24 protein-coding genes are annotated in these 24,424 nt (G+C 43.2%); 20 read left to right on the forward strand and 4 right to left on the reverse strand.

Translation table 11 applies throughout. The annotated features are described in order from the left end of the window. Positions 1–604: 604 nt before the first annotated feature. Positions 605–922 carry a PTS system regulator TmaR gene (gene tmaR / locus ACGF7G_RS14755; protein WP_031280984.1) on the forward strand — a complete coding sequence of 106 codons (318 nt, stop codon included), beginning with the start codon at positions 605–607 and terminating at the stop codon, positions 920–922. Positions 923–966: 44 nt separating this feature from the next. Here tmaR and ACGF7G_RS14760 read toward each other — a convergent pair whose 3' ends face one another. Next, positions 967–1,599 carry an NAD(P)-binding oxidoreductase gene (locus tag ACGF7G_RS14760; protein ID WP_387466430.1) on the reverse strand — a complete coding sequence of 211 codons (633 nt, stop codon included), beginning with the start codon at positions 1,597–1,599 and terminating at the stop codon, positions 967–969. 166 nt (positions 1,600–1,765) lie between these two features. Then, the gene (rne, locus tag ACGF7G_RS14765) at positions 1,766–4,801 is read right to left on the reverse strand and encodes a ribonuclease E (RefSeq protein ID WP_387466432.1); all 3,036 of its coding nucleotides are present in this window, start codon (positions 4,799–4,801) and stop codon (positions 1,766–1,768) included. A gap of 558 nt (positions 4,802–5,359) precedes the next feature. On the opposite strand from rne, the gene rluC reads away from it, so the two are divergent. Beyond that, positions 5,360–6,319 (forward strand): 23S rRNA pseudouridine(955/2504/2580) synthase RluC, encoded by a 960-nt coding sequence (rluC, locus tag ACGF7G_RS14770; RefSeq protein WP_387466434.1) that lies wholly within the window; start codon positions 5,360–5,362, stop codon positions 6,317–6,319. Here the strand turns inward: rluC and ACGF7G_RS14775 are convergent. Then, positions 6,316–6,906 (reverse strand): nucleoside triphosphate pyrophosphatase, encoded by a 591-nt coding sequence (locus ACGF7G_RS14775; RefSeq protein ID WP_133812644.1) that lies wholly within the window; start codon positions 6,904–6,906, stop codon positions 6,316–6,318. The two genes, rluC and ACGF7G_RS14775, sit on opposite strands and share 4 nt — an antisense overlap. Before the next feature lie 142 nt (positions 6,907–7,048). Between ACGF7G_RS14775 and yceD the strand changes: the two genes are divergently transcribed. The 18 genes from yceD (at position 7,049) to ACGF7G_RS14865 (ending at position 22,479) form a co-directional block, all read left to right on the forward strand. After that, positions 7,049–7,573 (forward strand): 23S rRNA accumulation protein YceD, encoded by a 525-nt coding sequence (gene yceD / locus ACGF7G_RS14780; protein WP_133812645.1) that lies wholly within the window; start codon positions 7,049–7,051, stop codon positions 7,571–7,573. A 12-nt stretch (positions 7,574–7,585) separates the two neighbouring features. After that, positions 7,586–7,756 carry a 50S ribosomal protein L32 gene (gene rpmF, locus ACGF7G_RS14785; RefSeq protein WP_011147057.1) on the forward strand — a complete coding sequence of 57 codons (171 nt, stop codon included), beginning with the start codon at positions 7,586–7,588 and terminating at the stop codon, positions 7,754–7,756. A 29-nt stretch (positions 7,757–7,785) separates the two neighbouring features. Then, the gene (gene plsX, locus ACGF7G_RS14790; RefSeq protein ID WP_387466436.1) at positions 7,786–8,823 is read left to right on the forward strand and encodes a phosphate acyltransferase PlsX; all 1,038 of its coding nucleotides are present in this window, start codon (positions 7,786–7,788) and stop codon (positions 8,821–8,823) included. Between the two features lie 6 nt (positions 8,824–8,829). Continuing rightward, positions 8,830–9,783 carry a beta-ketoacyl-ACP synthase III gene (locus tag ACGF7G_RS14795; RefSeq protein WP_387466438.1) on the forward strand — a complete coding sequence of 318 codons (954 nt, stop codon included), beginning with the start codon at positions 8,830–8,832 and terminating at the stop codon, positions 9,781–9,783. 18 nt (positions 9,784–9,801) lie between these two features. Next, positions 9,802–10,734 carry an ACP S-malonyltransferase gene (gene fabD / locus ACGF7G_RS14800; RefSeq protein ID WP_387466440.1) on the forward strand — a complete coding sequence of 311 codons (933 nt, stop codon included), beginning with the start codon at positions 9,802–9,804 and terminating at the stop codon, positions 10,732–10,734. Positions 10,735–10,743: 9 nt separating this feature from the next. Then, positions 10,744–11,478, forward strand: coding sequence for a 3-oxoacyl-ACP reductase FabG (gene fabG, locus ACGF7G_RS14805; RefSeq protein ID WP_133812649.1), 735 nt, complete (start codon positions 10,744–10,746; stop codon positions 11,476–11,478). A gap of 154 nt (positions 11,479–11,632) precedes the next feature. Then, a complete protein-coding gene (gene acpP, locus ACGF7G_RS14810) occupies positions 11,633–11,869 on the forward strand; it encodes an acyl carrier protein (protein ID WP_011147052.1) in 237 nt (78 codons plus the stop codon). A 73-nt stretch (positions 11,870–11,942) separates the two neighbouring features. Beyond that, on the forward strand, positions 11,943–13,184 hold the full coding sequence (gene fabF, locus ACGF7G_RS14815; protein WP_387466442.1) for a beta-ketoacyl-ACP synthase II: 1,242 nt from the start codon (positions 11,943–11,945) through the stop codon (positions 13,182–13,184). Positions 13,185–13,427: 243 nt separating this feature from the next. Continuing rightward, positions 13,428–14,252 carry an aminodeoxychorismate lyase gene (gene pabC, locus ACGF7G_RS14820; protein ID WP_387466444.1) on the forward strand — a complete coding sequence of 275 codons (825 nt, stop codon included), beginning with the start codon at positions 13,428–13,430 and terminating at the stop codon, positions 14,250–14,252. Positions 14,253–14,279: 27 nt separating this feature from the next. Then, entirely contained in the window at positions 14,280–15,305 is a 1,026-nt protein-coding gene (gene mltG / locus ACGF7G_RS14825; RefSeq protein WP_387466446.1) for an endolytic transglycosylase MltG, read from the forward strand. Then, positions 15,302–15,940, forward strand: coding sequence for a dTMP kinase (gene tmk / locus ACGF7G_RS14830; protein ID WP_387466447.1), 639 nt, complete (start codon positions 15,302–15,304; stop codon positions 15,938–15,940). The genes mltG and tmk overlap by 4 nt, the downstream gene beginning before the upstream one ends. Then, on the forward strand, positions 15,940–16,929 hold the full coding sequence (gene holB / locus ACGF7G_RS14835; RefSeq protein WP_387466449.1) for a DNA polymerase III subunit delta': 990 nt from the start codon (positions 15,940–15,942) through the stop codon (positions 16,927–16,929). The genes tmk and holB overlap by 1 nt, the downstream gene beginning before the upstream one ends. 25 nt (positions 16,930–16,954) lie before the next feature. Then, positions 16,955–17,740, forward strand: coding sequence for a metal-dependent hydrolase (locus ACGF7G_RS14840; RefSeq protein ID WP_387466451.1), 786 nt, complete (start codon positions 16,955–16,957; stop codon positions 17,738–17,740). 70 nt (positions 17,741–17,810) lie between these two features. Further along, positions 17,811–18,161 (forward strand): purine nucleoside phosphoramidase, encoded by a 351-nt coding sequence (gene hinT / locus ACGF7G_RS14845; protein WP_133812656.1) that lies wholly within the window; start codon positions 17,811–17,813, stop codon positions 18,159–18,161. A 190-nt stretch (positions 18,162–18,351) separates the two neighbouring features. Further along, entirely contained in the window at positions 18,352–18,918 is a 567-nt protein-coding gene (gene lpoB, locus ACGF7G_RS14850) for a penicillin-binding protein activator LpoB (protein WP_387466453.1), read from the forward strand. Beyond that, on the forward strand, positions 18,905–19,768 hold the full coding sequence (gene thiK / locus ACGF7G_RS14855) for a thiamine kinase (RefSeq protein ID WP_387466455.1): 864 nt from the start codon (positions 18,905–18,907) through the stop codon (positions 19,766–19,768). Before lpoB ends, thiK begins: the two co-directional genes overlap by 14 nt. 50 nt (positions 19,769–19,818) lie before the next feature. Next, positions 19,819–20,841 (forward strand): beta-N-acetylhexosaminidase, encoded by a 1,023-nt coding sequence (nagZ, locus tag ACGF7G_RS14860; RefSeq protein ID WP_387466457.1) that lies wholly within the window; start codon positions 19,819–19,821, stop codon positions 20,839–20,841. Between the two features lie 333 nt (positions 20,842–21,174). Further along, positions 21,175–22,479 (forward strand): NAD(P)/FAD-dependent oxidoreductase, encoded by a 1,305-nt coding sequence (locus ACGF7G_RS14865; protein ID WP_387466458.1) that lies wholly within the window; start codon positions 21,175–21,177, stop codon positions 22,477–22,479. An 86-nt stretch (positions 22,480–22,565) separates the two neighbouring features. On the opposite strand, the gene ACGF7G_RS14870 is transcribed toward ACGF7G_RS14865, so the two are convergent. Beyond that, complete coding sequence (locus tag ACGF7G_RS14870; RefSeq protein ID WP_387466460.1) at positions 22,566–24,233, reverse strand: S8 family peptidase; 1,668 nt, start codon at positions 24,231–24,233, stop codon at positions 22,566–22,568. Positions 24,234–24,424: the final 191 nt, after the last annotated feature.

The following is a 24,424-nucleotide window of genomic DNA, read 5'->3' on the forward strand; positions in this document are numbered from 1 at the left end:
GTTGGTTATGTGATTGGTGTATGTTTTTATTAAAACGTATTTTCTGAAAGCGCTGTCTATTATGCTGTTAAAACCATTATAAAATATTTATTATTTAAATGTTTAATAGTGTCACGCGGAATTAATAGTCTTTATTTGATTGTTTTCTTGATAATTGGCTCAGTAATTCTATTTACAAATAGAATGAGATTAATTTTATAATTTTTCATCTAACTTCTATGAAATAGGGTCAGAATGATTATCACATATAAGTCTTTTCTCTGATAAATATATAACTCCGTTTTCAGGTCATTGTGGCGAGAATAGTGCTTAATGAACATAATGCTTTTGCGCTAACTGTGGTAAGAAATGGAGAGGGAAGGAGGGAAAAAACGTCTATTTTCTACCTGAGAAGAATTGACTGTTTATTATTCATCTACATTGGTCAGTTGTTTTCGATTGGACAATGTGCTGAAATTTTCAGCAAGAGACGGGAAGTGAGCAGTTTCTGTAATCAATTAAAATCAATAAAGAACGGAAACTGACTTGTCTATTAATGGCTTTAGCCTGTATTGTGTGATCAGATTGGATAATTTGTATGTTTGGGTTAAAGAAAGGTATGAAAATGGATAACGTAAATAAACCGTCATTCCACAATGTGTTGGAGTTTGTGCGTATGTTTCGTCGTAAGAATAAGTTACAGCGCGAAATTGTAGACAACGAAAAGAAGATACGTGACAACCAGAAACGTGTTTTATTGCTTGATAACTTGAGCGAATACATCAAGCCGGGTATGTCAATTGAGGATATTCAAAGCATCATTATGAATATGCGTAGTGATTATGAAGACCGTATAGATGATCACATCATTAAAAATGCGGATCTTTCTAAAGAGCGCCGTGAGTTGTCTAAGAAATTAAAAACAATGGGTGAACCCAAGTAATATCATCAGATAACCACGCATTCATGCGTGGTTATTCTTAGCGATTATGCAACAGCCCAATCAGGTTTAAGCTCTGGATCAACCAAGGCATAGATCTGCTGATATGAAGATTCCTCTTCTGCCATTATTGTCAGTTGATGCGCAACATCTTTGCGGCTGACGGCACCATGAATATCATTCTGATATCGTTGGCAATGGCCTGTTCCTGGTTTGTCTGTTAATCCACCTGGGCGAATAATTGTGTAATTCAGAGAGCTGGTCTGAAGGTAGCTTTCTGCCATTGATTTGCGTCGGACAGATTGACCAAATAGTGATTTAACCCTGGGGGACAGGGTTTTCCAACTTTCGCCACAACCTATTGATGTAACCAGTAACATACGTGTTGTTCCGGTTTTCTCAAGGGCATCAATGATAGCCATATTACCGAAGAGATCTGAATCAATTCCACCAATAGTAGAAAACACAATGGCTTCTGAACCTGCATCCTGTACGGCCTTTTCTACATTGATAGCATCACAGGCATCACCCTGTATCACTTTGATGCCCAGGGCGTTGAGCTCAAAAGCTTGCTGAGAATTGCGGATCAATGCAGTTATGGGGCGTTTTTGTTGTAATGCGATAGTGACTAAGTGGCGTCCAATCCCACTACCTGCACCAAAAATAAGCCACGGTTTCATAGGGCTGTTCTCCAGATCAAATAATAATGAATCAGTAGAGTGATAATTGCTCAATTTTAGACTTCATTCAGATGAAATGGAACTAACGATAAGTATTTTTGTGGGAGTGGTAGCAAAAAAAATGGCTCCCAAAAAAGAGCCATTTTGCTAATATTAAATGATGTTGCTATTCAAAAGATCGCGGTTTAGCCATTGGGGAAGTGGCTGCGTTAGTAGCTGAATGGCCTCCAGCGCCTCCTTTCCCTCCGAAATGAGAAATAGAGCGTTGCCATTCGTTGATAACAATAGATTGTTCGATCATCTCTGGAGCGGATGCTTTGGTCATCGGCGCGTAGGCATGATGAACTTTGGCTATTATAGCAACAGGTTGTTTAACTGTTTCATCTTTACTCTCTTCAATAGTAACCACTTCTGCAATTTCTTCTGTTGCTGGCTGCTGTTCAAATTCAAACGTAACCGGTGTTATTGTTGCAGGTTCAATAATTAACGGCTCTTGCTGTACTGATTCAGTTTGTTGTAGAACAACATCATTTTCTTTTGCAATGGTAGCTTCAGGTTTTATTTCATCCTGATAAGCTTCCGGCACCTCTGCTACCTTAGGCGATTCAGTGATGGTGGTTGGTTCGGATTCAGCTACAACTATTGCAGGTGCTGTTTCTGTCGCTATTGTCGGCAGTATCTCATTTTGTTGTTCGACAACAGATAGTTCCTCAGGCATGTCTGTGGAAACCGGAGTCACTGGATAGCGGACCCAAACTTTGCCGGAAGCCATTTCCGGTGATGCAACCGCCAGAGATAGTGGTACCGGTGATTGAGGCAGATTTCTCTCATCGCGGTAACGGCGGCGGCGTTGACCACTGACACGCAGATGGCGAGGTGAACGACGAGAGCGGCGTGGCATAACATTGTCTTGCTGCTCCTTACTTTCAGCCTGTTGTGATGGTTGAACTGTTTCTACTTGTATCTCAACGGGTGCGGGTAGTTGTTCTTCCGTGACAATAGGTACGGGCAGTGAAGTGATCGTTGTCGTTTCTTTCACTTCATCTGTGATACGAATTTTTTGCTCAAGCTGACGACGTTGGCGGCGTGGTATAACCGGCAGACGTTCTTCAACCTCACTTTCAACAACTTCTGGTTTCTGGGTTTCAAGTTGCTGCTGACGCTTTTCTTCCTGACGACGGCGTTGACGTTCTGCACGTTGCTCACGACGTTGCTGCTGCTGAGTTTCGCGAGCAGCGATCTCTACGGTTGCGTCGTTATCTTGAACACCATTTTTCTGCTGAGTATGACGATTTTTCCGTTGTTCGTCACGGTCGCGGTTATTACGCTGCTCATCACGCGGCGGATGATTATCATCACGATCTTTGCGTGAATTCTGACGGCGGTGATTGCGTCGTTCAGAAGGGCGACGGTTATCATGACCAAATGGTTTATTGTCTTTTTGCTGTACTGGCTTTTCTTCTTCTGCGCTGAACATTTTTTTCAAAGCAGTAAAGAGGCGGTTTAAGAGGCCTGGTTGTTCTGTTTTAACCTGAGCTGGGTGGTTAGGTTTTTGCTCTTTTACTTTATGCGATGGCTGCTGTGTTGGCGCATCGGTTGGTAAGGCAAAAGCAGAAATAGCAGGCTGCTCAGGTCGTTTACGCTCAGGTTGGACATCTTCTTGAGGATTTGCCATTCCAGTTTCATGAAACTGAGGAAGCAGGTAACTCAGTGTAGAAACCTCTTCGCCCTTACGCATGCGCAGAACAGAGAAGTGCGGTGTCTGCATTTGATCGTTAGGAACGATCACCACACCAACATCCCCTTGACGGCGTTCAATTGCACTGACTGCCTGGCGTTTTTCGTTTAACAAATATGAAGCGATTTGTACCGGAACAATGGCATGTACTTGATGCGTGTTCTCTTTCAGCGCTTCTTCTTCAATCAGACGTAAGATGGACAATGATAGGGATTCGTTATCACGGATAGTACCTGTGCCACTACAACGCGGACAAACATGATGGCTGGATTCACCCAGTGATGGGCTCAGACGCTGACGGGACATTTCCAGCAAGCCAAAGCGGGAGATACGACCAATCTGAATACGGGCGCGATCCTGACGGACAGCATCACGTAAACGGTTTTCTACTTCACGTTGATGGCGTACGGGCGTCATATCGATAAAATCGATAACAATCAAACCACCCAGATCACGCAGGCGTAACTGACGAGCAATTTCATCTGCTGCTTCAAGGTTGGTATTAAACGCTGTCTCTTCAATATCACCCCCGCGTGTTGCACGGGAAGAGTTGATATCAATCGCGGTTAATGCTTCTGTGGTATCAATAACGACAGCTCCACCTGATGGCAGGCGAACTTCACGCTGAAACGCAGATTCAATCTGGGATTCAATCTGATAATGGCTAAACAGGGGAACTTCACCACTATACAGTTTAATTTTGCTGGTGAAATCCGGGCGACCAAGTGCAGTGATATGTTGCCGTGCCAGATCGAGGATCTTGGGATTGTCGATTAAGATTTCACCAATGTCTGGGCGCAGATAATCACGGAAAGCGCGGACGATGACATTGCTTTCTTGGTGGATTAAAAATGGAGCGGAACGGTTTTCAGCGGCCTTTTTGATCGCTTCCCAATGTTTGAGGCGGAACGATAAATCCCACTGTAGCGCTTCGGCGGATTTACCGACGCCGGCAGTGCGAACAATTAGTCCCATGCCTTCCGGTACTTCTAAAGAGGCTAGGGCTTCTTTCAGTTCTGTGCGGTCATCTCCTTCGATACGGCGGGAAATACCACCGGCACGGGGATTATTAGGCATCAATACCAGATAGCTGCCTGCCAGGCTGATAAAAGTGGTTAATGCAGCCCCTTTATTGCCACGCTCTTCTTTATCGACTTGAACGATAACTTCCTGGCCTTCCCTGAGAACATCTTTGATATTAGGGCGACCATGAGGGTGATAGTTACTAGGGAAGTATTCGCGGGCTATTTCTTTAATAGGAAGGAAACCATGCCGTTCAGCACCATAGTCAACAAAAGCGGCTTCCAGACTAGGTTCAATTCGGGTGATTTTACCTTTGTAGATATTTGCTTTTTTTTGCTCGTGTCCTGGACTTTCGATATCCAAATCATAAAGGCGTTGCCCGTCAACCAGAGCAACACGCAACTCTTCTTGCTGAGTTGCGTTGATTAGCATTCTTTTCATTGTAACTTACTCATTATTTTTTCATTAGTTATAGAGCCACGGGCAAATATAGATGAGCTACTGGTAACCGATGGTCTCGTGTCTTTTACAAATCCGCCAACCTCCCGGCTGTCGTTTGTATAGAGACGCATATTTTCGGCGAGCCTGAATTTTCACTTAAAAAACAGCACTCTTTTCTAGGAGTAATCTGCAAATATGAATGACGCGGATTTGATCCAATACCAGTAAACTGCTACCCGTAGCCCGCTAATTATTTGATTCCCCAGTACGTCTTACGCCATTGCTGCGTTTTTGTGCAATCAAACAAAGAACAAACGTTTAACTTCGCCATTCAGAATTAAAAAACTGATGGTGGCTACGCATTATTCCATTGCTGTTGGGGTGATAGCAAGGTGACTTTATGCCTTTAAGTGGTTTTTCTGATGAAATATGAAGAAATAGTTAATATTTAGTCTTTATCTTAAAGTAGGAAAGGCGACAGGCGGAAAGTATGCATGATTTTTACTCATATTTAAAAATGAGTGGCGCTCTGCTTGAGTGGTAATTAAAATCACTGCCATGAAAACGAATAATCAAATTGTACAATTTGTCACTATTGATGACGATGAGGCTGGACAGCGTGTTGATAATTTTTTATTAGCGCGTTTGAAAGGCGTTCCTAAAAGCATGATTTACCGGATTGTACGTAAGGGTGAAGTCCGGATAAACAAAGGCAGGATAAAACCTGAGTATAAATTGTCTGCGGGAGATATCGTCAGGATCCCGCCTGTCCGGGTTGCAGAACGGCAGGTGGCACCGGTTTCAGCCAAACTGGAGAAAGTGGCTGCATTGGGTGAGTGTGTCTTATATGAAGATGACCATATTCTGGTGATCAATAAACCTGCCGGTACTGCCGTGCATGGCGGCAGTGGCTTAAGTTTTGGGGTTATTGAAGGGTTACGGGTTTTGCGCCCGGAGGCAAAATTCCTTGAATTGGTGCATCGTCTGGATCGTGATACCTCTGGAATTTTGTTAATTGCGAAAAAACGTTCAGCTTTACGAGCCTTGCACGAGCAATTACGACTTAAACAGATGCAGAAAGATTATCTGGCTTTAGTCCGGGGACAGTGGCAATCACATTGCAAGGTTGTTCAGGCGTCACTGCTGAAAAATATCTTACAAAGCGGTGAACGAATTGTGAAAGTGAGCGGCGAAGGTAAACCTTCTGAAACACGTTTTAAAGTAGAAGAGCGTTTTGCCAATGCAACGCTGGTGAAAGCCAGCCCAGTGACAGGCCGAACTCATCAAATCCGCGTACATGCTCAATACGCCGGGCATCCGATCGCTTTTGATGATCGTTATGGCGATAAGGCTTTTGATTCTCAACTATCAGATACCCGCCTTAATCGCCTGTTTTTGCATGCCAGTGCGTTGAAATTCACCCATCCTTCGACGGGGGAGACATTACGCCTTGAAGCGCCGATGGATGAACAATTGCGCTGCTGTATAAAAGTGCTGCGTAAAAGTAATTGTAATTAATATATTGCCGTCAGTGGGTTTACCCCCTGGCGGATTAATAATTCAGTCAGTGTAATTAAGGGTAAGCCAACCAGCGTATTCGGATCTTTTCCTTTAAGCCGTTCAAATAAAGTAATCCCTAATCCTTCGCTTTTAAAGCTTCCGGCACAATTAAGCGGTTCTTCCGCTGTTAAATAAGCCCGGATTTCATCATCAGTTAAATCCCTGAAATAAACATTGAATAATTCACAACGGGTATCAATTACCCCTGTTTTACTGTTGAAAAGAGAAATGCCGGTATAAAAGGTGACGCAATGACCACTGGCTTGCCGTAATTGTTTAAATGCATTTTCAAAACTGTGTGGTTTGCCGGTTATTTCACCATTAATAACACAAACTTGATCAGAACCAATAATCAAGTGCTGAGAATATTTTGTTTGTAATGCCTGTGCTTTGGCCTGTGCCAGGCGCATAACGAGCTGTTCTGCGTTTTCATTAATCTGAGGTGTTTCATCAACATCGGGAGCCGCACATATAAAGGGCAAACGGAGTTTCTCCAGTAGCGCACGGCGGTAAGCTGATGTAGAAGCTAAAACGATTTGTGTCATAATTTTTCTAAAATATATGGCGAAATAATTGCAGGCATTTTAAACTAAGCACGGCTTAATAAGCGAATATTTGGCGGAAAGGTGAAGATGTATGGCCTTTTTCTTTGACTATATCGCATTACAAAGATAATATGCGCGCCTTATGCAAAAGCTAAAATTACCCCTGACCATTGATGCGCTTCGCACAGCTCAGAAACGATTAGACTACATAGGTAGTTATTCTCCTGAGCAAGTTTTGCGTATCGCGGAATCTGTGGTTAGCGTGGACAATGATGTAGACAGCGTTTTATCGTTTCAGATAGATAATCAACGTCTGGCAGTTGTGCGGGGGCATTCCGATGTGGATGTTACGCTTGAGTGCCAGCGTTGTGGCGGTAATTTCAGCCATCACGTTCACATAACATATTGTTTTAGCCCGGTCATCAATGATGAGCAGGCTGAAGCATTACCGGAAGAGTATGAGCCAATTGACGTTGACGAATTTGGCGAAATAGATTTGCTGGCGATGATTGAAGATGAAATAATTCTTTCTCTGCCGGTGGTTCCGGTACATGATTCTGAACACTGTGAAGTGTCCGACGCGGATATGGTGTTTGGTGAATTACCTCCAGAGGCTGAAAAACCAAACCCATTTGCCGTATTAGCCAGTTTAAAGAAAAGTACTTAAGGAGTAAGGTCAATGGCCGTACAACAGAATAAACCAACTCGTTCTAAACGTGGTATGCGTCGTTCCCATGATGCACTGACCGCACCATTATTATCTGTAGATAAAACCTCTGGTGAAACTCACCTGCGTCACCATGTGACTGCCGATGGCTACTACCGTGGCCGCAAGGTCATCAACAAATAATCTCCGCCAGTCATTAGCAAGTTGATACCTTGACTAATCTGACTTTAGCGTTAGACGCCATGAGCGGGGACTTTGGTCCTCGCGTTACGGTGCCTGCTGCGTTGCAGGCACTGGCGTCTAATCCTAAACTTAAATTATTGTTGGTCGGGATCCCCGATACCATCTCTCCTTTGCTTGTAAATACTGATGCTAAGTTGCTCAGTCGTTTGCAGGTGGTTCCTGCCGAACAGGTTGTGGCTAACGGTGCAAAACCATCGCAGGCAATTCGTGCCAGCCGTGGTACATCAATGCGTGTTGCATTGGATTTAGTGAAATCCGGTGTGGCACAAGCCTGCGTTAGTGCGGGGAATACCGGGGTATTGATGGGGCTGTCCAAATTGATACTAAGATCTATTGATGGTATTGACAGACCCGCTTTAATGCAAGTATTGCCCAATCTGAAGCAACAGAAAACGGTGGTACTGGATTTGGGTGCTAATGTTAATTGCGATAGTCGTATGCTGGTGCAATTCGCCATTATGGGTTCAGTAATGGCAGAGGAAGTGGTCGGTATAGCGAATCCTGCGGTAGCACTGCTTAACATTGGTACAGAAGAGAGTAAAGGGCTGGATAATATCCGCGAAGCCGCCACTATTTTAAAGAATATTCCGGCAATAAACTACATTGGTTATCTGGAAGGCGATGAGTTGCTGACAGGCAAGAGTGATGTATTGGTGTGTGACGGCTTCGCAGGTAACGTGACGTTAAAAACGATGGAAGGAGCAATCAGGATTATCTTATCCTTGCTTAAATCATCGGATGGACAAAAGAAACAGCTATCCTGGTTGTTGAAAATAGTCAAGAAGTGGTTGCAAAAACGGATGACAAAACGCTTCGGTCACCTGAACCCTGACCAGTATAATGGCGCATGTCTGTTAGGATTACATGGAGTCGTAATCAAAAGCCATGGGGCGGCTAATGAGCATGCGTTTAAAGCCGCAATCGAACAGGCTGTTCAGGCCGTTGAAAGGCAGGTTCCTGACAGAATTGCTGCCCGCCTGGCAACAGCATTACCCAAGAGTGACTGAACATACATGTATACAAAAATTTTAGGTACAGGCAGTTATCTGCCTGCGCAAGTGCGCACTAACGCTGATTTAGAAAAAATGGTGGATACCTCTGACGAGTGGATTGTTACCCGCACAGGCGTCCGTGAACGCCGTATTGCTACTGATGATGAAACCGTTGCGATGATGGGTCTTTGGGCTGCGGAAAAAGCAATTGAAATGTCTGGCATTGATAAAGATCAGATTGATTTAATCATTGTGGCAACCGCTTCATCCAGTCATGCTTTCCCAAGCTCTGCGTGTCAAATTCAGCACATGTTGGGTACCAAGAATTCAGCTGCTTTTGATATTTCTGCTGCTTGCTCTGGTTTTGCTTATGCATTGAGTATTGCTGACAAGTTTATTAAAACAGGTGCGGCAAAACATGCGCTGGTCATTGGTTCTGATTCTATTACCAGAACGCTTAATCCAGAAGATCGCGGAACACTTATTTTGTTTGGTGATGGTGCGGGTGCGATGGTGGTAGGGGCTTCTGATGAGCCAGGAATTCTTTCAACTCACCTTCATGCAAATGGTAGCTATGGTGAATTGCTGGTGTTGCCTTATCAGGATCGCCAAAATCGAAAAGAACCTGCGTATGCCAGTATGATCGGTAATGAAGTCTTTAAAATTGCAGTCCGGGAATTGGCTAATCTGGTTGATGAAACATTAGACGCTAACAATCTATCGCATAGTGAGCTGGATTGGTTGGTACCTCATCAGGCCAATTTGCGTATTATCGCAGCGACAGCTAAGAAGTTGCACATGACTATGGATAAAGTGGTGGTAACGCTGGATCGTCACGGTAACACTTCTGCGGCATCGGTACCCACTGCATTTGATGAGGCCGTGCGTGATGGTCGGATTAAACGTGGTCAGCTAATCTTAATTGAGGCTTTTGGTGGTGGGCTGACTTGGGGTTCAGCGCTGATACGTTTTTAATTTGACAGGAAAATGAACATGTCTGAATTTGCAATGGTATTTCCTGGGCAGGGTTCTCAGTCCCTTGGTATGTTGGCTGATTTGGCCACAATGTTCCCGGTTGTAGAGCAAACTTTTGCTGAAGCTTCTGATGTGCTGGGATATGATCTTTGGACTCTGGTTCAACAGGGGCCGGAAGAAGAATTAAATAAAACGTGGCAAACCCAGCCTGCGTTATTGGCAACGTCGGTTGCTATTTGGCGGGTCTGGCAAGAGAAAAGTGGAAAAGTACCATCACTGATGGCAGGGCATAGCCTTGGTGAATATTCTGCATTGGTTTGCGCTGGTGTCATTGATTTCAAACAAGCGATTAAACTTGTTGAACTGCGTGGCAAATTGATGCAAGAAGCGGTACCTGAAGGCACAGGTGCAATGTATGCTATTATTGGTTTAGATAATGAATCCATTGACAGAGCCTGTAAAGAAGCTGCTCAGGGGCAAGTTGTTTCCCCTGTTAACTTTAACTCGCCAGGTCAGGTTGTTATTGCCGGTGAGAAAGAAGCTGTAGAACGTGCTGGTACTGCATGCAAAGCTGCGGGTGCAAAGCGTGTGTTGCCTTTGGCTGTCAGTGTGCCGTCGCATTGCGCATTGATGAAACCAGCCGCAGATAAGCTGGCAGTTGTTTTGGAAGGAATTGAATTCAATCATCCTCAGTTCCCGGTGGTAAATAATGTTGATGTGAAAATAGAACAATCTGCTGAAGCTATCCGTGATGCACTGGTACGACAACTCTATAATCCTGTCCGTTGGGCGGAAACAGTTGAATTTATTGCTGGACAGAGTATTGGACAGATATTAGAAATAGGGCCAGGTAAAGTTCTGACGGGTTTAACTAAACGAATTGTCAGTACCTTAAGTGTAGCAGCGGTGAATGACACAACTTCATTAGTCACCATATTGGAAAGTAATTGAGGACAATACATGAGATTAGATGGAAAGATTGCATTAATAACAGGTGCCAGCCGTGGGATCGGCCGTGCAACTGCTGAACTATTAGCAGAGCGTGGAGCCCATGTCATTGGTACAGCAACAAGCGAAAAAGGCGCTGAAGCTATCAGTGCTTACCTTGGTGAAAACGGTAAAGGTTTTGTACTGAATGTTGCTGATCCTGAATCTATTGAACAATTGATGTCTATCATTCGTACCGAGTTTGGTGGAATTGATATTTTAGTGAATAATGCCGGTATCACTTGTGATAACTTGGTGATGCGCATTAAAGATGATGAGTGGCAGGATGTTATTGACACGAATCTCTCTTCCGTTTTCCGTATGTCAAAAGCGGCAATGCGCTTTATGATAAAGAAACGTTATGGCCGTATTATTTCTATTGGTTCTGTCGTTGGAGTAATGGGTAACCCTGGGCAAGCGAGCTATGCCGCAGCAAAAGCAGGAATTATTGGTTTCAGTAAGACATTGGCTCGTGAAGTCGTTTCTCGGGGTATTACGGTTAACGTTGTAGCTCCAGGGCTTGTTGAAACGGATATGCTCAAGAAGTTGCCAGATGAGCAGTTGGCAAATTTTTCGAATGATATACCCGTTAAGAGACTTGGAGATGTGAAAGAAATTGCCAGTGCTGTGGCTTTCTTAGCTTCTGATGAAGCGGCCTACATCACAGGTGAAACAATACATGTCAATGGCGGCATGTATATGAACTAAAAAGTGAGCGAACCAGTTGCATTTTTTGTGTTAAATAACGCAAAATAGAGCAAGATTGTGGTTCGACCAGCCGGGATTTGGTTGCATCTTTTCCTGTATTTTATAAACTACGAAAACCATCGCGAAAGCGAATTTTGATAGGAAATTTAATAGCATGAGCACTATTGAAGAACGCGTTAAAAAAATCATCGTTGAACAACTTGGTGTTAAAGAGGAGGAAGTTGTTAATTCAGCTTCTTTTGTTGATGACTTGGGCGCTGATTCTCTTGACACAGTTGAACTCGTAATGGCTCTGGAAGAAGAGTTCGATATCGAAATTCCAGATGAAGAAGCAGAAAAGATCACTACAGTTCAGGCAGCTATTGATTACGTCCAGAACCAAAGCGAATAAGTGAACACACCTAGGCGGTCACTCGACCGCCTATGTTTCTGCCTTAAATTATTTCCCTCCCTGGAGGATAAGCGTGTCTAAGCGTCGAGTAGTTGTGACCGGACTAGGCATGTTATCTCCTGTCGGTAATACAGCTGAATCTTCTTGGAAAGCTGTTTGTACCGGACAGAGTGGTATCAGCCTGATTGACCATTTTGACACCAGTCGCCATGCAACTAGATTTGCTGGCCTGGTTAAAGATTTTAATCATGAAGATTTTAATATTTCGCGCAAAGATGCACGAAAGATGGATGATTTCATTCAATATGGTATTGCAGCAGGTGTGCAAGCTATTGAAGATTCTGGAATCGAAGTAACAGAAGCCAATGCTAGTCGTTTTGGTGCTGCTATTGGTTCTGGTATTGGTGGTCTGGGTCTTATTGAAGAGAATCACGGTGCGTTAGTGGCTAGTGGTCCTCGTAAGATCAGTCCATTCTTTGTACCTTCCACGATTGTAAATATGGTAGCAGGCCATCTGAGTATTATTTACGGCTTACGTGGGCCAAGTATTTCTATCGCCACCGCATGTACATCAGGTGTACATAATATCGGTCATGCTGCTCGTATTATTGCTTACAATGATGCGGATATTATGCTGGCAGGTGGCGCAGAAAAAGCCAGTACGCCTCTGGGGGTTGGTGGCTTTGGTGCTGCCCGTGCCTTGTCTACCCGTAACGATAATCCACAGGGCGCAAGCCGACCGTGGGATAAAGACCGTGATGGTTTTGTTCTGGGGGATGGCGCAGGGGTTCTGGTGCTGGAAGAGTATGAGCACGCGAAGAGACGCGGTGCGAAAATTTATGCGGAAATCGTTGGCTTTGGTATGAGCAGTGATGCTTACCATATGACGTCACCACCAGAAAATGGTGCTGGTGCTGCGCTGGCGATGGAAAATGCTCTGAAAGATGCCGGTATTACTACCAGGCAAGTGGGATATATTAATGCTCACGGTACGTCAACACCCACCGGCGACTTGGCGGAATCCCATGCGGTTGAGTCAGTATTTGGTGAAGGCACCGATGTTTTAGTCAGTTCTACCAAATCAATGACCGGCCATTTGTTGGGTGCGGCGGGTGCAGTGGAATCTATTTTCACCATCCTGGCACTGCGTGATCAAATTGTTCCGCCAACTATCAACCTGGAAAATCAGGATGAGAACTGCCGTCTGGATTTCGTTCCTCACGAATCCCGCAAGGTAGAGGGCATGGAATATGCGCTGTGTAACTCTTTCGGTTTCGGTGGGACGAATGGCTCACTGATTTTCCGTAAGATATAAGCCTTAATTGATAAGGCAAAGCCTGATGTGAACAGAAACATGTTGCTGAGTTTCTCTACAGTATGATTTTGTAAATACTTTCAGGCGACAGAATTAAAGAGCTCCAATAATTAATCATTATTGGAGCTCTTTTCATGGCAGGCTATGTGGGCATTTTTGCACTCATGTCGACTATATACTATGATACCGCTTCTTGATAAGTTGGTTGAAATACCTTTTTTGAGTAATTAAGAACAAAGTCATATGTATTGGATTAATGGGGAGCGGTGCGACTATCTGCCAGTGAATGATCGTTCAATTCAATTCGGGGATGGTTGTTTTACAACAGCAAAAATAGAGCAGGGACAGGCCGCTTTACTGTCATTGCATATCCAAAGATTACAAAAAGGTGCTGAAAGGTTATCTCTTCCACAACCCAATTGGCAACAGCTTGAAAACCATATAAAACAGATTGCTTCCACTACGGAACAAGGCGTACTAAAAGTTATCCTTTCCCGTGGAGCCGGAGGGCGTGGTTACAGTGCACAGGGTTTCACGCGACCAAATCAGATCCTGTCTCTCACTCCTTATCCCGAAAAATATCTGAAACAACGCCAGGAGGGCCTTTCTCTGGTCTCCAGCCCGATACCCATGGGAATAAATCCCTACCTTGCCGGAATTAAACACCTTAACCGATTGGAACAGGTATTAATTAAATCATTTATCGAAAAATCCAATGCTGATGAAGCCTTGGTACTTGATACCAATGGTTTATTGGTTGAGTGCTGTACTGCAAACATTTTCTGGCGTAAAGGAAAAGATGTGTATACTCCTGATTTGCGGGGCTGTGGTGTTGAAGGCGTGATGCGGGAAAAAATAATACAGTTATTATCAGAAAGTGACTATAACTGTTCCTGTGTAAATCGTTATCCTGAAACATTGGCTTATGCAGACGAGGTAATAGTTTGCAATTCTTTAATGCCGGTGATACCGGTCAGTGAGATTCTGGCTCATGAAAATCAGCCCGCATGGAAATATCAGTCAAGGGAGCTGTATGAATATTTGCTTCCTGAATGTTTGAAGTTGTAATTTGCGCTGTGTTTAAGTGATTAATTGATGAAACGGAAAAAGCACTTTTTTAGCCTATTAGCTTTGATTGTCGTGGTGGCGGCAATATTACTCCATGCCGGTTATAAGAAAGTTGAAAGATTTGCAGATCAAACATTGGCAATCAAACAAGATCGGGTATTTACATTACCAGCAGGTATTGGCCGCCATAGTTTGGAAGCATTATTGGTTCAGGATAACGTGATTAAAGATAGTCATATTTTCCCTTGGTTATTAAGGTTGGAGCCAAAACTTGCCGAATTTAAAGCGGGAACTTACCTGTTGACACGAGAAATGACATTGCGGGAAATGTTGCAATTATTTTCCAGTGGCAAAGAGGCACAATTTACGGTCCGTTTTGTTGAAGGTAGCCATTTATCTGACTGGTGGAAAATACTACAACAATCTGAGTATCTTAAACATGAACTGAATGACAAAAGTGCTCAGGAATTGGCTGAAATACTGGGTATCAAGGAGACTGATACTTTGGAAGGGAGGCTCTATCCGGATACTTATCACTATACGGCGGGGACAAGCGATGTCGCGTTACTGAAACGAGCATACCGGCAGATGAAAATGACGCTTGAAGAAGAATGGCAAAAGCGCGATAAAAACCTGCCCTATAAAAGTGCTTATGAAATGTTGATCATGGCGTCGATAATTGAGAAAGAAACAGCTGTTGAGGCTGAACGGACAAAAGTGGCTTCTGTATTTATTAACCGTTTACGGTTGAATATGCGGTTACAAACTGATCCGACAGTGATCTATGGCTTAGGAGAAAAATACACAGGCACTATTTTTCGCAAAGATTTAACCACACTGACACCATACAATACTTACATGATTAATGGCTTGCCACCTACGCCAATTGCTATGCCAAGTCTTGCTTCGATAAAAGCCGCTGCGCACCCGGCAAAAACTGAATTTCTCTATTTTGTCGCGGATGGTAAAGGCGGCCATACTTTTACGACCAATCTGGCGGCGCATAACAGGGCGGTGAATATTTACCGTCAGGGATTAAGACAGAGCAAATGAACAGCAAATTTATTGTTATTGAAGGGCTGGAGGGTGCAGGAAAAACCTCAGCAATGGAAACGGTAGTTGAAATATTGCAGCAGCACGGTATTCAGAACTTGGTTTTTACCCGTGAACCGGGTGGAACGCCACTGGCAGAAAAACTACGTGAGTTGATTAAGCAAGGTATTGAAGGTGAATCTCTGACAGATAAAGCAGAGGTGTTGATGTTATATGCAGCCAGGGTACAACTGGTTGAAAATGTGATTAAACCTGCTCTGGCTCGCGGTGCATGGGTTGTGGGTGATCGTCATGATCTCTCCTCCCAAGCGTATCAAGGGGGAGGTCGTGGTATTGATAAAAACTTGATGACCTCGCTGCGTGATACCGTTCTGGGTGATTTTCGCCCTGATCTGACTATTTATCTCGATCTTCCTCCTCAGATTGGTCTACTGCGCGCCCGTGAGCGCGGGGAATTAGACCGAATTGAAAAAGAGTCGATGGATTTCTTTGAGCGTACTCGCAGTTGTTACCTGGAGTTTGCGGCACAAGATAAGCGTATTGTGACTGTTGATGCGGCTCAGCCAATAGAGCAGGTACAAGCAGATATTTGCCAAGCCCTTGAGCAATGGCTGAAACAGCAGGAAAATGGCTGATGAATTGGTATCCGTGGCTTAATCAGGCATATCGTCAGTTGGTAGAATTCCATCAGCAAGGACGAGGCCATCATGCTTTATTGCTTCATGCTAATGCCGGCACCGGGGCTGATGTGTTGATATATGGGTTAAGCCGCTGGTTGATGTGTCAGAATAAACAGGGGATGAAAAGTTGTGGGGAGTGTCATAGTTGTCACCTGATGATGGCAGAAACGCACCCTGATTGGCATATTATGTCACCGGAGAAGGGTAAAACCAGTGTGGGTGTGGAAGCGGTACGCCAGATTACGGAAAAGCTTTATAGTCGTTCTCAGCAAGGCGGCGTAAAAATTGTCTGGCTGCCTTTGGTTGAGTGTCTGACAGATGCTGCTGCCAATGCATTATTGAAAACGTTGGAAGAGCCGCCGGAACATACCTATTTTCTTCTGGAATGTCGTCAGCCAGCCAACCTTTTGGCAACTTTGCGCAGTCGCTGTTTTTACTATTTTCTGCCGGTGCCTGAAGCAGAAACCAGCTTTTATTGGTTGCAAAAACAGTTACCTGTCATTTCTTCGGTTGATGCAATGACGGCTTTGAAACTGTCTCAGGGAGCGCCGGTTGCGGCAGAACGATTGCTGCAACCGGAACAATGGCAGATTCGGAGGCAATTCTGTCAGGCAGTTGAACAGGCTTTGGATAAACGTGATGCTTTGTCACTTTTATCCCAGCTAAATCACGAAGATGCGCCGCAGCGCCTTTACTGGCTTATCAGCTTGTTACTTGATGCGGTAAAGTGGCAACAGCGGGCACCAGATTATTGCATCAATCAGGATCAACAAACGCTGATTTATCAACTAAGTTCCATGCATACTATGGTGGTTTTACTACAAGGCGTTGATGACTGGACATATTGCCGTCATCAGTTACTCTCAGTCGTGGGCGTAAACAGAGAGTTGTTACTGACAGAACAATTACTCAATTGGGAAAAACAGTTTACTTCACAATTCTGAAATCTTTTTTGTATACGAGTTTAATATGTTGTTAGTGGATTCGCATTGTCATCTTGATTGTCTTGATTATGAAAAACTACATAAAAATGTAGATGATGTTGTTGCAAAAGCGGCGGATCGGGAGGTTAAATTTATGCTGGCAGTAGCGACTACGCTACCTGGTTTCCAGCAAATGAAAACCCTGATCGGTGAGCGGGGAAATATTGTCTTTTCCTGTGGTATTCATCCGCTTAATCTGGATGAAGGCTATGATTTTGATGAGCTGGCACGTTTAGCAGCCGGCAAAGAAGTTGTCGCATTGGGTGAAACCGGGCTGGATTACTATTATCAGCAGGATAATGCTGAACTACAGCGAACCTCGTTTCGTGAACATATCCGTATCGGCCGTAAACTCAATAAGCCAGTTATTGTTCATACCCGCAGTGCCCGTGATGATACTTTGCGGGTATTGCGTGAAGAACAGGCACAAGAATGTGGTGGTGTTTTGCATTGTTTTACTGAGGATAAAGATACCGCCAGAGAATTATTGGATTTAGGCTTCTATATTTCGTTCTCCGGTATTGTGACTTTCCGTAATGCAGAGCAAATTCGTGAAGCGGCAAGATATGTACCGTTGGATCGTATTTTGATTGAAACCGATTCGCCTTATCTTGCACCGGTGCCGCATCGTGGCAAAGAAAACCAGCCTGCATACGTGCGTGATGTTGCGGAATATATGGCTGTGCTCAAAAGTGTGAGTATTGAGGAGCTGGCTCGGGTTACCACGCAGAATTTCTGCGATCTATTTCATGTTGATGTCTGCAAAATTTGATTTATCAACTTGAATTTGTGGTTTGTAAGCGTTCATATATCTCTTGTTATTTGAATAAAAGGAAAATGTGATGGCAGAAGAAACTATTTTCAGCAAAATTATTCGTCGTGAAATACCTTCTGATATTGTTTATCAGGACGATCTGGTCACTGCATTTCGCGATATTTCTCCACAGGCACCGATTCATATTTTGATTGTTCCCAATGTTTTGATCCCGACAGTGAACGATGTCAAGACAGAACATGAAGTAGCGTTGGGACGAATGATGACGGCTGCTGCGAAAATTGCTGAACAAGAAGGTATTGCCGAAGATGGATATCGCTTGATTATGAACTGTAACCGTCATGCGGGGCAGGAAGTTTACCATATTCATATGCATCTGGTTGGCGGCCGCCATTTGGGGCCATTACTGTTGAAGTAAATGCGAAGCACCAAAGTTCGCTTATTATATAGCCAGATATTCGGGGATGTTTTTCTCAGAATGGTCCCCGGATATCTTGGTTTTTAAATAAATGCTGCTGTTTTATTACTGGAGTTGAACTGATAATAGATTGCTGGTGTCACAGCCGAAACTTATCTGCTTCTTTAAACTCTGTAATTGGAATAGGTTGATGAAAAGAATTGTTTTTGTAGCACTATCTGTCATGTTTCTGGCTGGTTGTCCATCCCTGCCTCCGCAGCAGCCTGAGCCTCCGACGCCGGTTATACCTGTGATCCCAACAGAACCGACGGCACCACCTGAAAAAGTTCCAGAGCCACCTAAAATGCGCGAAATTGATTGGGAAGGGACGGTGCAACCATTGGTAGAGCAAATGGTTAAGGCTAATGGGTTGGGAAATGGCAAGTTACTGTTAGTTGATACAGTAAAAAATAACACCAACGGTGTGTTGCAAACCATGCAAATCACTGATGTTTTGCGTCAAGCTATCAATAGTAAGGATGTTTTTGTATTAGTACCGCAAAATCAAGTACAGAGCGCTCGCCAATCTTTGGGCCTGTCTGAAGAAGATAGTTTGGGGTTACGCAGCAAAGCGATTGGTCTGGCTCGTTACTTAAATGCGGATTATGTTCTCTATTCTATCGTTTCAGGTAACAGTGACAAGCGTGATATGGTCATGCAACTGATGATTGTACAGACAGGTGAGATTCTCTGGTCAGGGCACGGTGACGTTAAGTAATCAAGATTGTTTATTGCGGGCGTTATGCAGGCAATGGCCTTATACAACAGCAAGCAACTGGAAGATAAGGCCGTTAAGCGGTTTGACAAATGAAAACTATTATGCCACCAATGGCGAATATCATATTGTCGGCCGCAGACAGTGGCAGCAAGGGAAGCAGCTTGGCGTTAACCGTCAGCGTGAAAATGCTATCCTGCGTCATCTCAGCCAGATAAAAATTGCTCCACAAGTCATTGCAATGGTTCCCCATTGGTTGTTATTGGAATGGCTGCCCGGTCATATTATTGAGCAAAATGAGTTTTCTCAGCCTGATTTTTTGCAAAAACTGGCGGCATTATTGACTACTTTGCACCATCAGCCACTATTCGGTTATCCGCTTCAATTACGGCATCAGTTAGCAAGCCACTGGTTGCAAATTGATAAAGCACGTCTTACTCCTCGTTGGTTGCGGTTGCATAAACGATTTATATCGTCGCCAATGCCTTCAATACTAAAACTATCACCTGTTCATATGGATGTTCATTGCGGTAACTTGCTGAATACGCCTCAGGGTCTGAAACTCATTGACTGGGAATATGCAACTGATACCGATATAGGATTTGCGTTAGCAACACTGTTTTGCACTAATCATTGGGATGAGCCGCAGCAGCAGGATTTTTTGCGTTGCTATTGTGGTCAGCCATCAGGATACCGGGATCGAACGTTATTGGCGCGTCAAATTAAACGTTGGCAACCTTGGGTTGACTATATGATTCTGATGTGGTTTGAAGTGCGTTGGAAACAGAGTGGTGATCCACAATTTTTAGCGTTAGCGCAACCGTTGCGTCTCTCTTTTGGTCTAACGTTTTAAATCAATTATGCTGCATTGATTGCAGTACATGAATATAAGTGAGGAATGTTATGGGTCCGGTAATGTTAGATGTTGTCAGTTATGAATTGGATAATGAAGAAAAGGAAATTTTGCAACATCCATTAGTGGGCGGTTTAATTCTGTTTACCCGCAATTTTCATGATGTTGAGCAATTACGCGAATTGGTACGTCAAATTCGTCAGGCATCCCGTCATCGTCTTGTGATTGCTGTTGATCAGGAAGGTGGCAGAGTTCAGCGTTTCCGTGAAGGTTTCACTTGCCTACCTGCGGCCCAATCTTTTGCTGGATTGAGTGATAATTTCAATGGCATTAAATTGGCGGAAGAAGCGGGTTGGCTGATGGCGTCTGAAATGATTGCAATGGATATCGACATCAGTTTTGCGCCTGTTCTGGATTTAGGTCATCAATGTGTGGCTATTGGTGAACGTTCATTCCATGAAAACCCTGAGCAAGCCAAGATAATGGCAGAGCACTTTATTAAAGGGATGCATTCTGCCGGTATGAAATCGACAGGTAAGCATTTTCCGGGGCATGGTGCTGTCTGTGCCGATTCTCATCAAGAAACACCTCACGATGATCGTCCATTAGCGGTCATTTGTCGTCATGATATGTCTATTTTTCGTGATTTTATCCAGCGTAATTTGTTGGATGCGATTATGCCGGCTCATGTGATCTATTCTCAGGTGGATAAGCATCCTGCCAGCGGATCGTCATATTGGTTGAAATCGGTGCTGCGTCAGCAATTGGGTTTTAATGGTGTGATATTTTCGGATGATCTCTCTATGGAAGGTGCGGCGGTTATGGGCAGTTACGCTGAACGCGGGCAGGCTGCGCTGAATGCAGGTTGTGACATGATCCTGGTGTGTAATAACCGTGATGGGGCGGTCAGTGTGCTTGATAACTTGCCTCAAACCAAAGCAGAGAAAGTAGCGGAATTGTATCATCAGGGCGGACAATTTAGTCTGAATGAGCTAAAGAACTCAAAACGCTGGCAGCAGGCTAATAAAGCATTAACGGTTTTATATGAGAAATGGCAGTGTTGTGTTCGGTGAGGGATGTTAAGAGATAGGGGAATACGGGGGAGTCACATACTCCCCGTTTATCGAATCTAGTGTGTGCTATTACGTACCTAGTTTTCGGACAATAGGCGAATGAAACAAATTAAGAGCCAAATCCAACCAACTGGAAATAAATTGCTAATTTTTATAATTGGCGTTTATTTATTCAAAAGAATTTGATGTTGTTCAATTTTGGTATGACCCACTAACCAGCCATGGTATTCTGGAACTATCACATCAGTTATTTATTTCAAGCCAAATGTTATCTAAGGATATTGTTTCAATATCCTTAGATAACATTTGATTTACATTTTTAGTGGAGTAGTCATGTCAACACCAAAGAAGAGAATTGTGATCATTGGTGGAGGTGCTGGTGGTTTGGAACTGGCAACCAGTCTGGGGCATAAGCTGGGGCGTAAAAAAAGAGCAGAAATTGTGCTGGTGGATCGTAACCAGAGCCATTTATGGAAGCCGTTATTACATGAAGTCGCGACAGGATCACTTGACGATGGGGTTGATGCGTTGAGTTATCTGGCCCATGCCCGTAATCACTATTTCACTTTCCAATTAGGGACCTTGACCGATATTCATCGTGACACCAAAAAGGTTTCTTTGGCTGAGATCCGGGATGAATATAATGAGGTGTTGGTTCCTGAACGTGAACTGAGTTATGACATTCTGGTTATGGCTCTGGGCAGCAAATCTAATGATTTTGGTACGCAGGGTGTGAAAGAACACTGCATCTTCCTGGATAACCCACAACAGGCTCATCGTTTCCATAATGAAATGCTGAATCTGTTTCTTAAATACTCTGCAAGCAGTGGTCAGCAAGATAAGGTTAATATCGCTATCGTTGGTGGTGGTGCAACAGGTGTTGAGTTATCAGCGGAATTGCATAACGCGGTAAAACAGCTTAACAGCTATGGTTTTGAGGGGCTGAGTTCAGAAGCGCTGAATGTGACGTTAGTCGAAGCAGGCGAGCGTATTTTGCCGGCATTGCCGGCACGCATTTCCGCTGCGGCGCATCAGGAGCTGACAAAACTCGGTGTCCATGTATTGACCAAAACTATGGTAACCAGTGCTGATGAGCATGGATTGAATACCAAAGAGGGTGAGTTGATTAAAGCGGATCTCATGGTATGGGCGGCGGGTATCAAAGCACCTGATTTTATGAAAGATATTGCCGGCCTTGAAACTAACCGGATTAACCAACTGGTGGTAACGCCAACGTTGCAAACGACATTTGATGACCATATTTTCGCTATTGGTGATTGTGCATCATGCCCGAAGAAAGAGGGGGGGATGGTTCCGCCAAGAGCACAGGCGGCTCACCAAATGGCGAGCCGTTGCCATAGCAATATTATGGCGTTGTTGAATGACAAACCGTTAAAAGAATATATCTACAAAGATCATGGTTCTCTGGTTTCATTATCTAAATTCAGTACAGTTGGTAGCCTGATGGGTAACTTAATGCGTGGTTCAATGATGATAGAGGGGCGTGTGGCGCGTGCTGTCTATATTTCATTATATCGAATGCATCAGGTCGCTTTGCATGGTTATATTAAAACTGGTCTGATGATGTTGGTTGGTGGAATTAACCGTGTGATCCGTCCGCGATTAAAGTTGCATTAATTATTTAATCGATACAAGGCCACTCGTGAAATAATGAGTGGCCTTGATAAAGCATCACTTCTTTAATTTGAAATAATTTATCTTAATTAAGAAAGTAGACGATCAATTAATTTGAAAGCATTTGCGACATTTGGCCGAGAACCCATTCCCTGTAGTTCCCCGGTTGAAAAGCCACTATTTTTAACCAGTGCCGCTATCTGAGAGCAATTAAAGTATCTATGATATTTTAATTTAGCATAGGATTGAATGAGTGCTAACGCCCCGGAAACTAAAGGTGTTGCACTGGATGTCCCATTATAACTACGAGTGTAGTTTCTATTATTTCCTGGCAGGCGCTGTAAATTTGAATATCCAGTGGTTGTAACATTCTCACCCCAGGAGTTTAAACTGGTATGGAGATTATGATTGGAAAAACCTAACCTATATCCATTAATTGATGTACAGGCACCAATCATAATCCCGCCAGGATCGCCATAATTAGGGAAAGTGAAATCATAGGCTAAATTAATGCCACTATTACCGGAAGAGAAGATAATAATTGCACCTGCGTCAGCACAGCTCTTTATTTTCTGCCAATTAGACGCGATATAGGTAAAAGGGTAATATCTATTATTGGCGACAATTTGAATATTTAAACTAATAATATCTCCTGGTGAGAAACTGTATATTATTCTGTCAAAATCATCAATGTCATAAAAACGGAAATCACATTCGTGAGCTATACCCGTTACACCGAATGCATTATTCTTTGCCGCAATACATCCGCTAGAGGCTGTACCGTGGTTACAGTCTTGTATTTCAGGGCGGCTGCTGACTACAGTAATATTACCCACTAAATCTTCATGGTTTCGGTAAACACCGAAATCAAGATGGTGTACAGTGATACCCTGACCTTTATAACCAGTAGCCCAGGCATTTCTGATATTCATCCCATTGTATTCGTCTAAATACCCTTGTAGATATGAAAAATCTGGCGTAATGATATGAGAATCAAATTCGGCAATCGCCTCTTCTGGTTTGGATGAAATCAGAGGCGGCGGGGGCTGGTATTTTAAAACAGGTGTGAGAGAACAAAACTCGATATAATCCAGTTTTTCCAGTTCATCCGCTAATCTAACTAAATCAGAATGACTAATATCAGATTCTATTTTGTAAAGATAAGTTAATTTATTGAATTCCTGGGTTTTCCAGGGTTTTTTATCGAAATTGTCTTTATTAAAGACAGGTTTTATCTCCATTTTATGTTTAGATGAATTAAAAACAGGTAATAAGTCAGTTTTTTCAGTTTCTAGTCTTTTTAATCCATCTGGGGAAAACATGATTTCAAGATTATACTTCAAATTATCATTTGGGATATGATTGTTTCCTTTCAAAGAAATAACATTATCCTCAGACGGTGTTTGTTTAGGTAATGGATAGCTAATATTATTGCTTTCATTTATAGTAATTTTATCTATTTCTCTATCTATATCAAACAGAAAATCTGATTCTTTTATTTCTATATTTTCTGGTGGAAGATTTTTGGTTATTTTTCCATTCTCAATGATAGTGGTTTCTATTGTGTAATTTGCGGGTTTAAGTGAGGTAAAACAGGCTAATTGATTATCGTCACTATAGTATTCATCTATATCTTTTGTATCTGAATTGATTAGTTTGTATTTTATTTCTATGTTGTCACTCATTTCACCATAACATTTAAGATACAGATTACCGTCAAATTTTGCAGATTTAAAGTACTCAAGGGATATGGACATTGTCATTTTCCTCTTTAGTTAATCGCCTCCTTAGTATAACTACAAATGAGTATTTCATATTATTATTATTTCTTAGTCCGCTATTGCGTTAGGGAATGGCTGTATTATCTGTATTGATTATTACCGAATGTGATTTTATATTGAATATATAGTTTTATTTGTTTTGGATTTATCTCTCATTGGAGTGAGCG

Origin of the sequence: Photorhabdus sp. RM323S, assembly GCF_042879375.1 — a bacterium.
Classification (GTDB): Bacteria; Pseudomonadota; Gammaproteobacteria; order Enterobacterales; family Enterobacteriaceae; genus Photorhabdus; species Photorhabdus tasmaniensis.

Excerpts from the sequence above, each read along its gene's own strand:
- tmaR (WP_031280984.1), top strand. The coding sequence starts at position 605 with ATGGATAACGTAAATAAACCGTCATTCCACAATGTGTTGGAGTTTGTG.
- ACGF7G_RS14760 (WP_387466430.1), bottom strand. The coding sequence starts at position 1,599 with ATGAAACCGTGGCTTATTTTTGGTGCAGGTAGTGGGATTGGACGCCAC.
- rne (WP_387466432.1), bottom strand. The coding sequence starts at position 4,801 with ATGAAAAGAATGCTAATCAACGCAACTCAGCAAGAAGAGTTGCGTGTT.
- rluC (WP_387466434.1), top strand. The coding sequence starts at position 5,360 with ATGAAAACGAATAATCAAATTGTACAATTTGTCACTATTGATGACGAT.
- ACGF7G_RS14775 (WP_133812644.1), bottom strand. The coding sequence starts at position 6,906 with ATGACACAAATCGTTTTAGCTTCTACATCAGCTTACCGCCGTGCGCTA.
- yceD (WP_133812645.1), top strand. The coding sequence starts at position 7,049 with ATGCAAAAGCTAAAATTACCCCTGACCATTGATGCGCTTCGCACAGCT.
- rpmF (WP_011147057.1), top strand. The coding sequence starts at position 7,586 with ATGGCCGTACAACAGAATAAACCAACTCGTTCTAAACGTGGTATGCGT.
- ACGF7G_RS14795 (WP_387466438.1), top strand. The coding sequence starts at position 8,830 with ATGTATACAAAAATTTTAGGTACAGGCAGTTATCTGCCTGCGCAAGTG.
- fabD (WP_387466440.1), top strand. The coding sequence starts at position 9,802 with ATGTCTGAATTTGCAATGGTATTTCCTGGGCAGGGTTCTCAGTCCCTT.
- fabG (WP_133812649.1), top strand. The coding sequence starts at position 10,744 with ATGAGATTAGATGGAAAGATTGCATTAATAACAGGTGCCAGCCGTGGG.
- acpP (WP_011147052.1), top strand. The coding sequence starts at position 11,633 with ATGAGCACTATTGAAGAACGCGTTAAAAAAATCATCGTTGAACAACTT.
- pabC (WP_387466444.1), top strand. The coding sequence starts at position 13,428 with ATGTATTGGATTAATGGGGAGCGGTGCGACTATCTGCCAGTGAATGAT.
- mltG (WP_387466446.1), top strand. The coding sequence starts at position 14,280 with ATGAAACGGAAAAAGCACTTTTTTAGCCTATTAGCTTTGATTGTCGTG.
- tmk (WP_387466447.1), top strand. The coding sequence starts at position 15,302 with ATGAACAGCAAATTTATTGTTATTGAAGGGCTGGAGGGTGCAGGAAAA.
- holB (WP_387466449.1), top strand. The coding sequence starts at position 15,940 with ATGAATTGGTATCCGTGGCTTAATCAGGCATATCGTCAGTTGGTAGAA.
- ACGF7G_RS14840 (WP_387466451.1), top strand. The coding sequence starts at position 16,955 with ATGTTGTTAGTGGATTCGCATTGTCATCTTGATTGTCTTGATTATGAA.
- hinT (WP_133812656.1), top strand. The coding sequence starts at position 17,811 with ATGGCAGAAGAAACTATTTTCAGCAAAATTATTCGTCGTGAAATACCT.
- lpoB (WP_387466453.1), top strand. The coding sequence starts at position 18,352 with ATGAAAAGAATTGTTTTTGTAGCACTATCTGTCATGTTTCTGGCTGGT.
- nagZ (WP_387466457.1), top strand. The coding sequence starts at position 19,819 with ATGGGTCCGGTAATGTTAGATGTTGTCAGTTATGAATTGGATAATGAA.
- ACGF7G_RS14865 (WP_387466458.1), top strand. The coding sequence starts at position 21,175 with ATGTCAACACCAAAGAAGAGAATTGTGATCATTGGTGGAGGTGCTGGT.
- ACGF7G_RS14870 (WP_387466460.1), bottom strand. The coding sequence starts at position 24,233 with ATGTCCATATCCCTTGAGTACTTTAAATCTGCAAAATTTGACGGTAAT.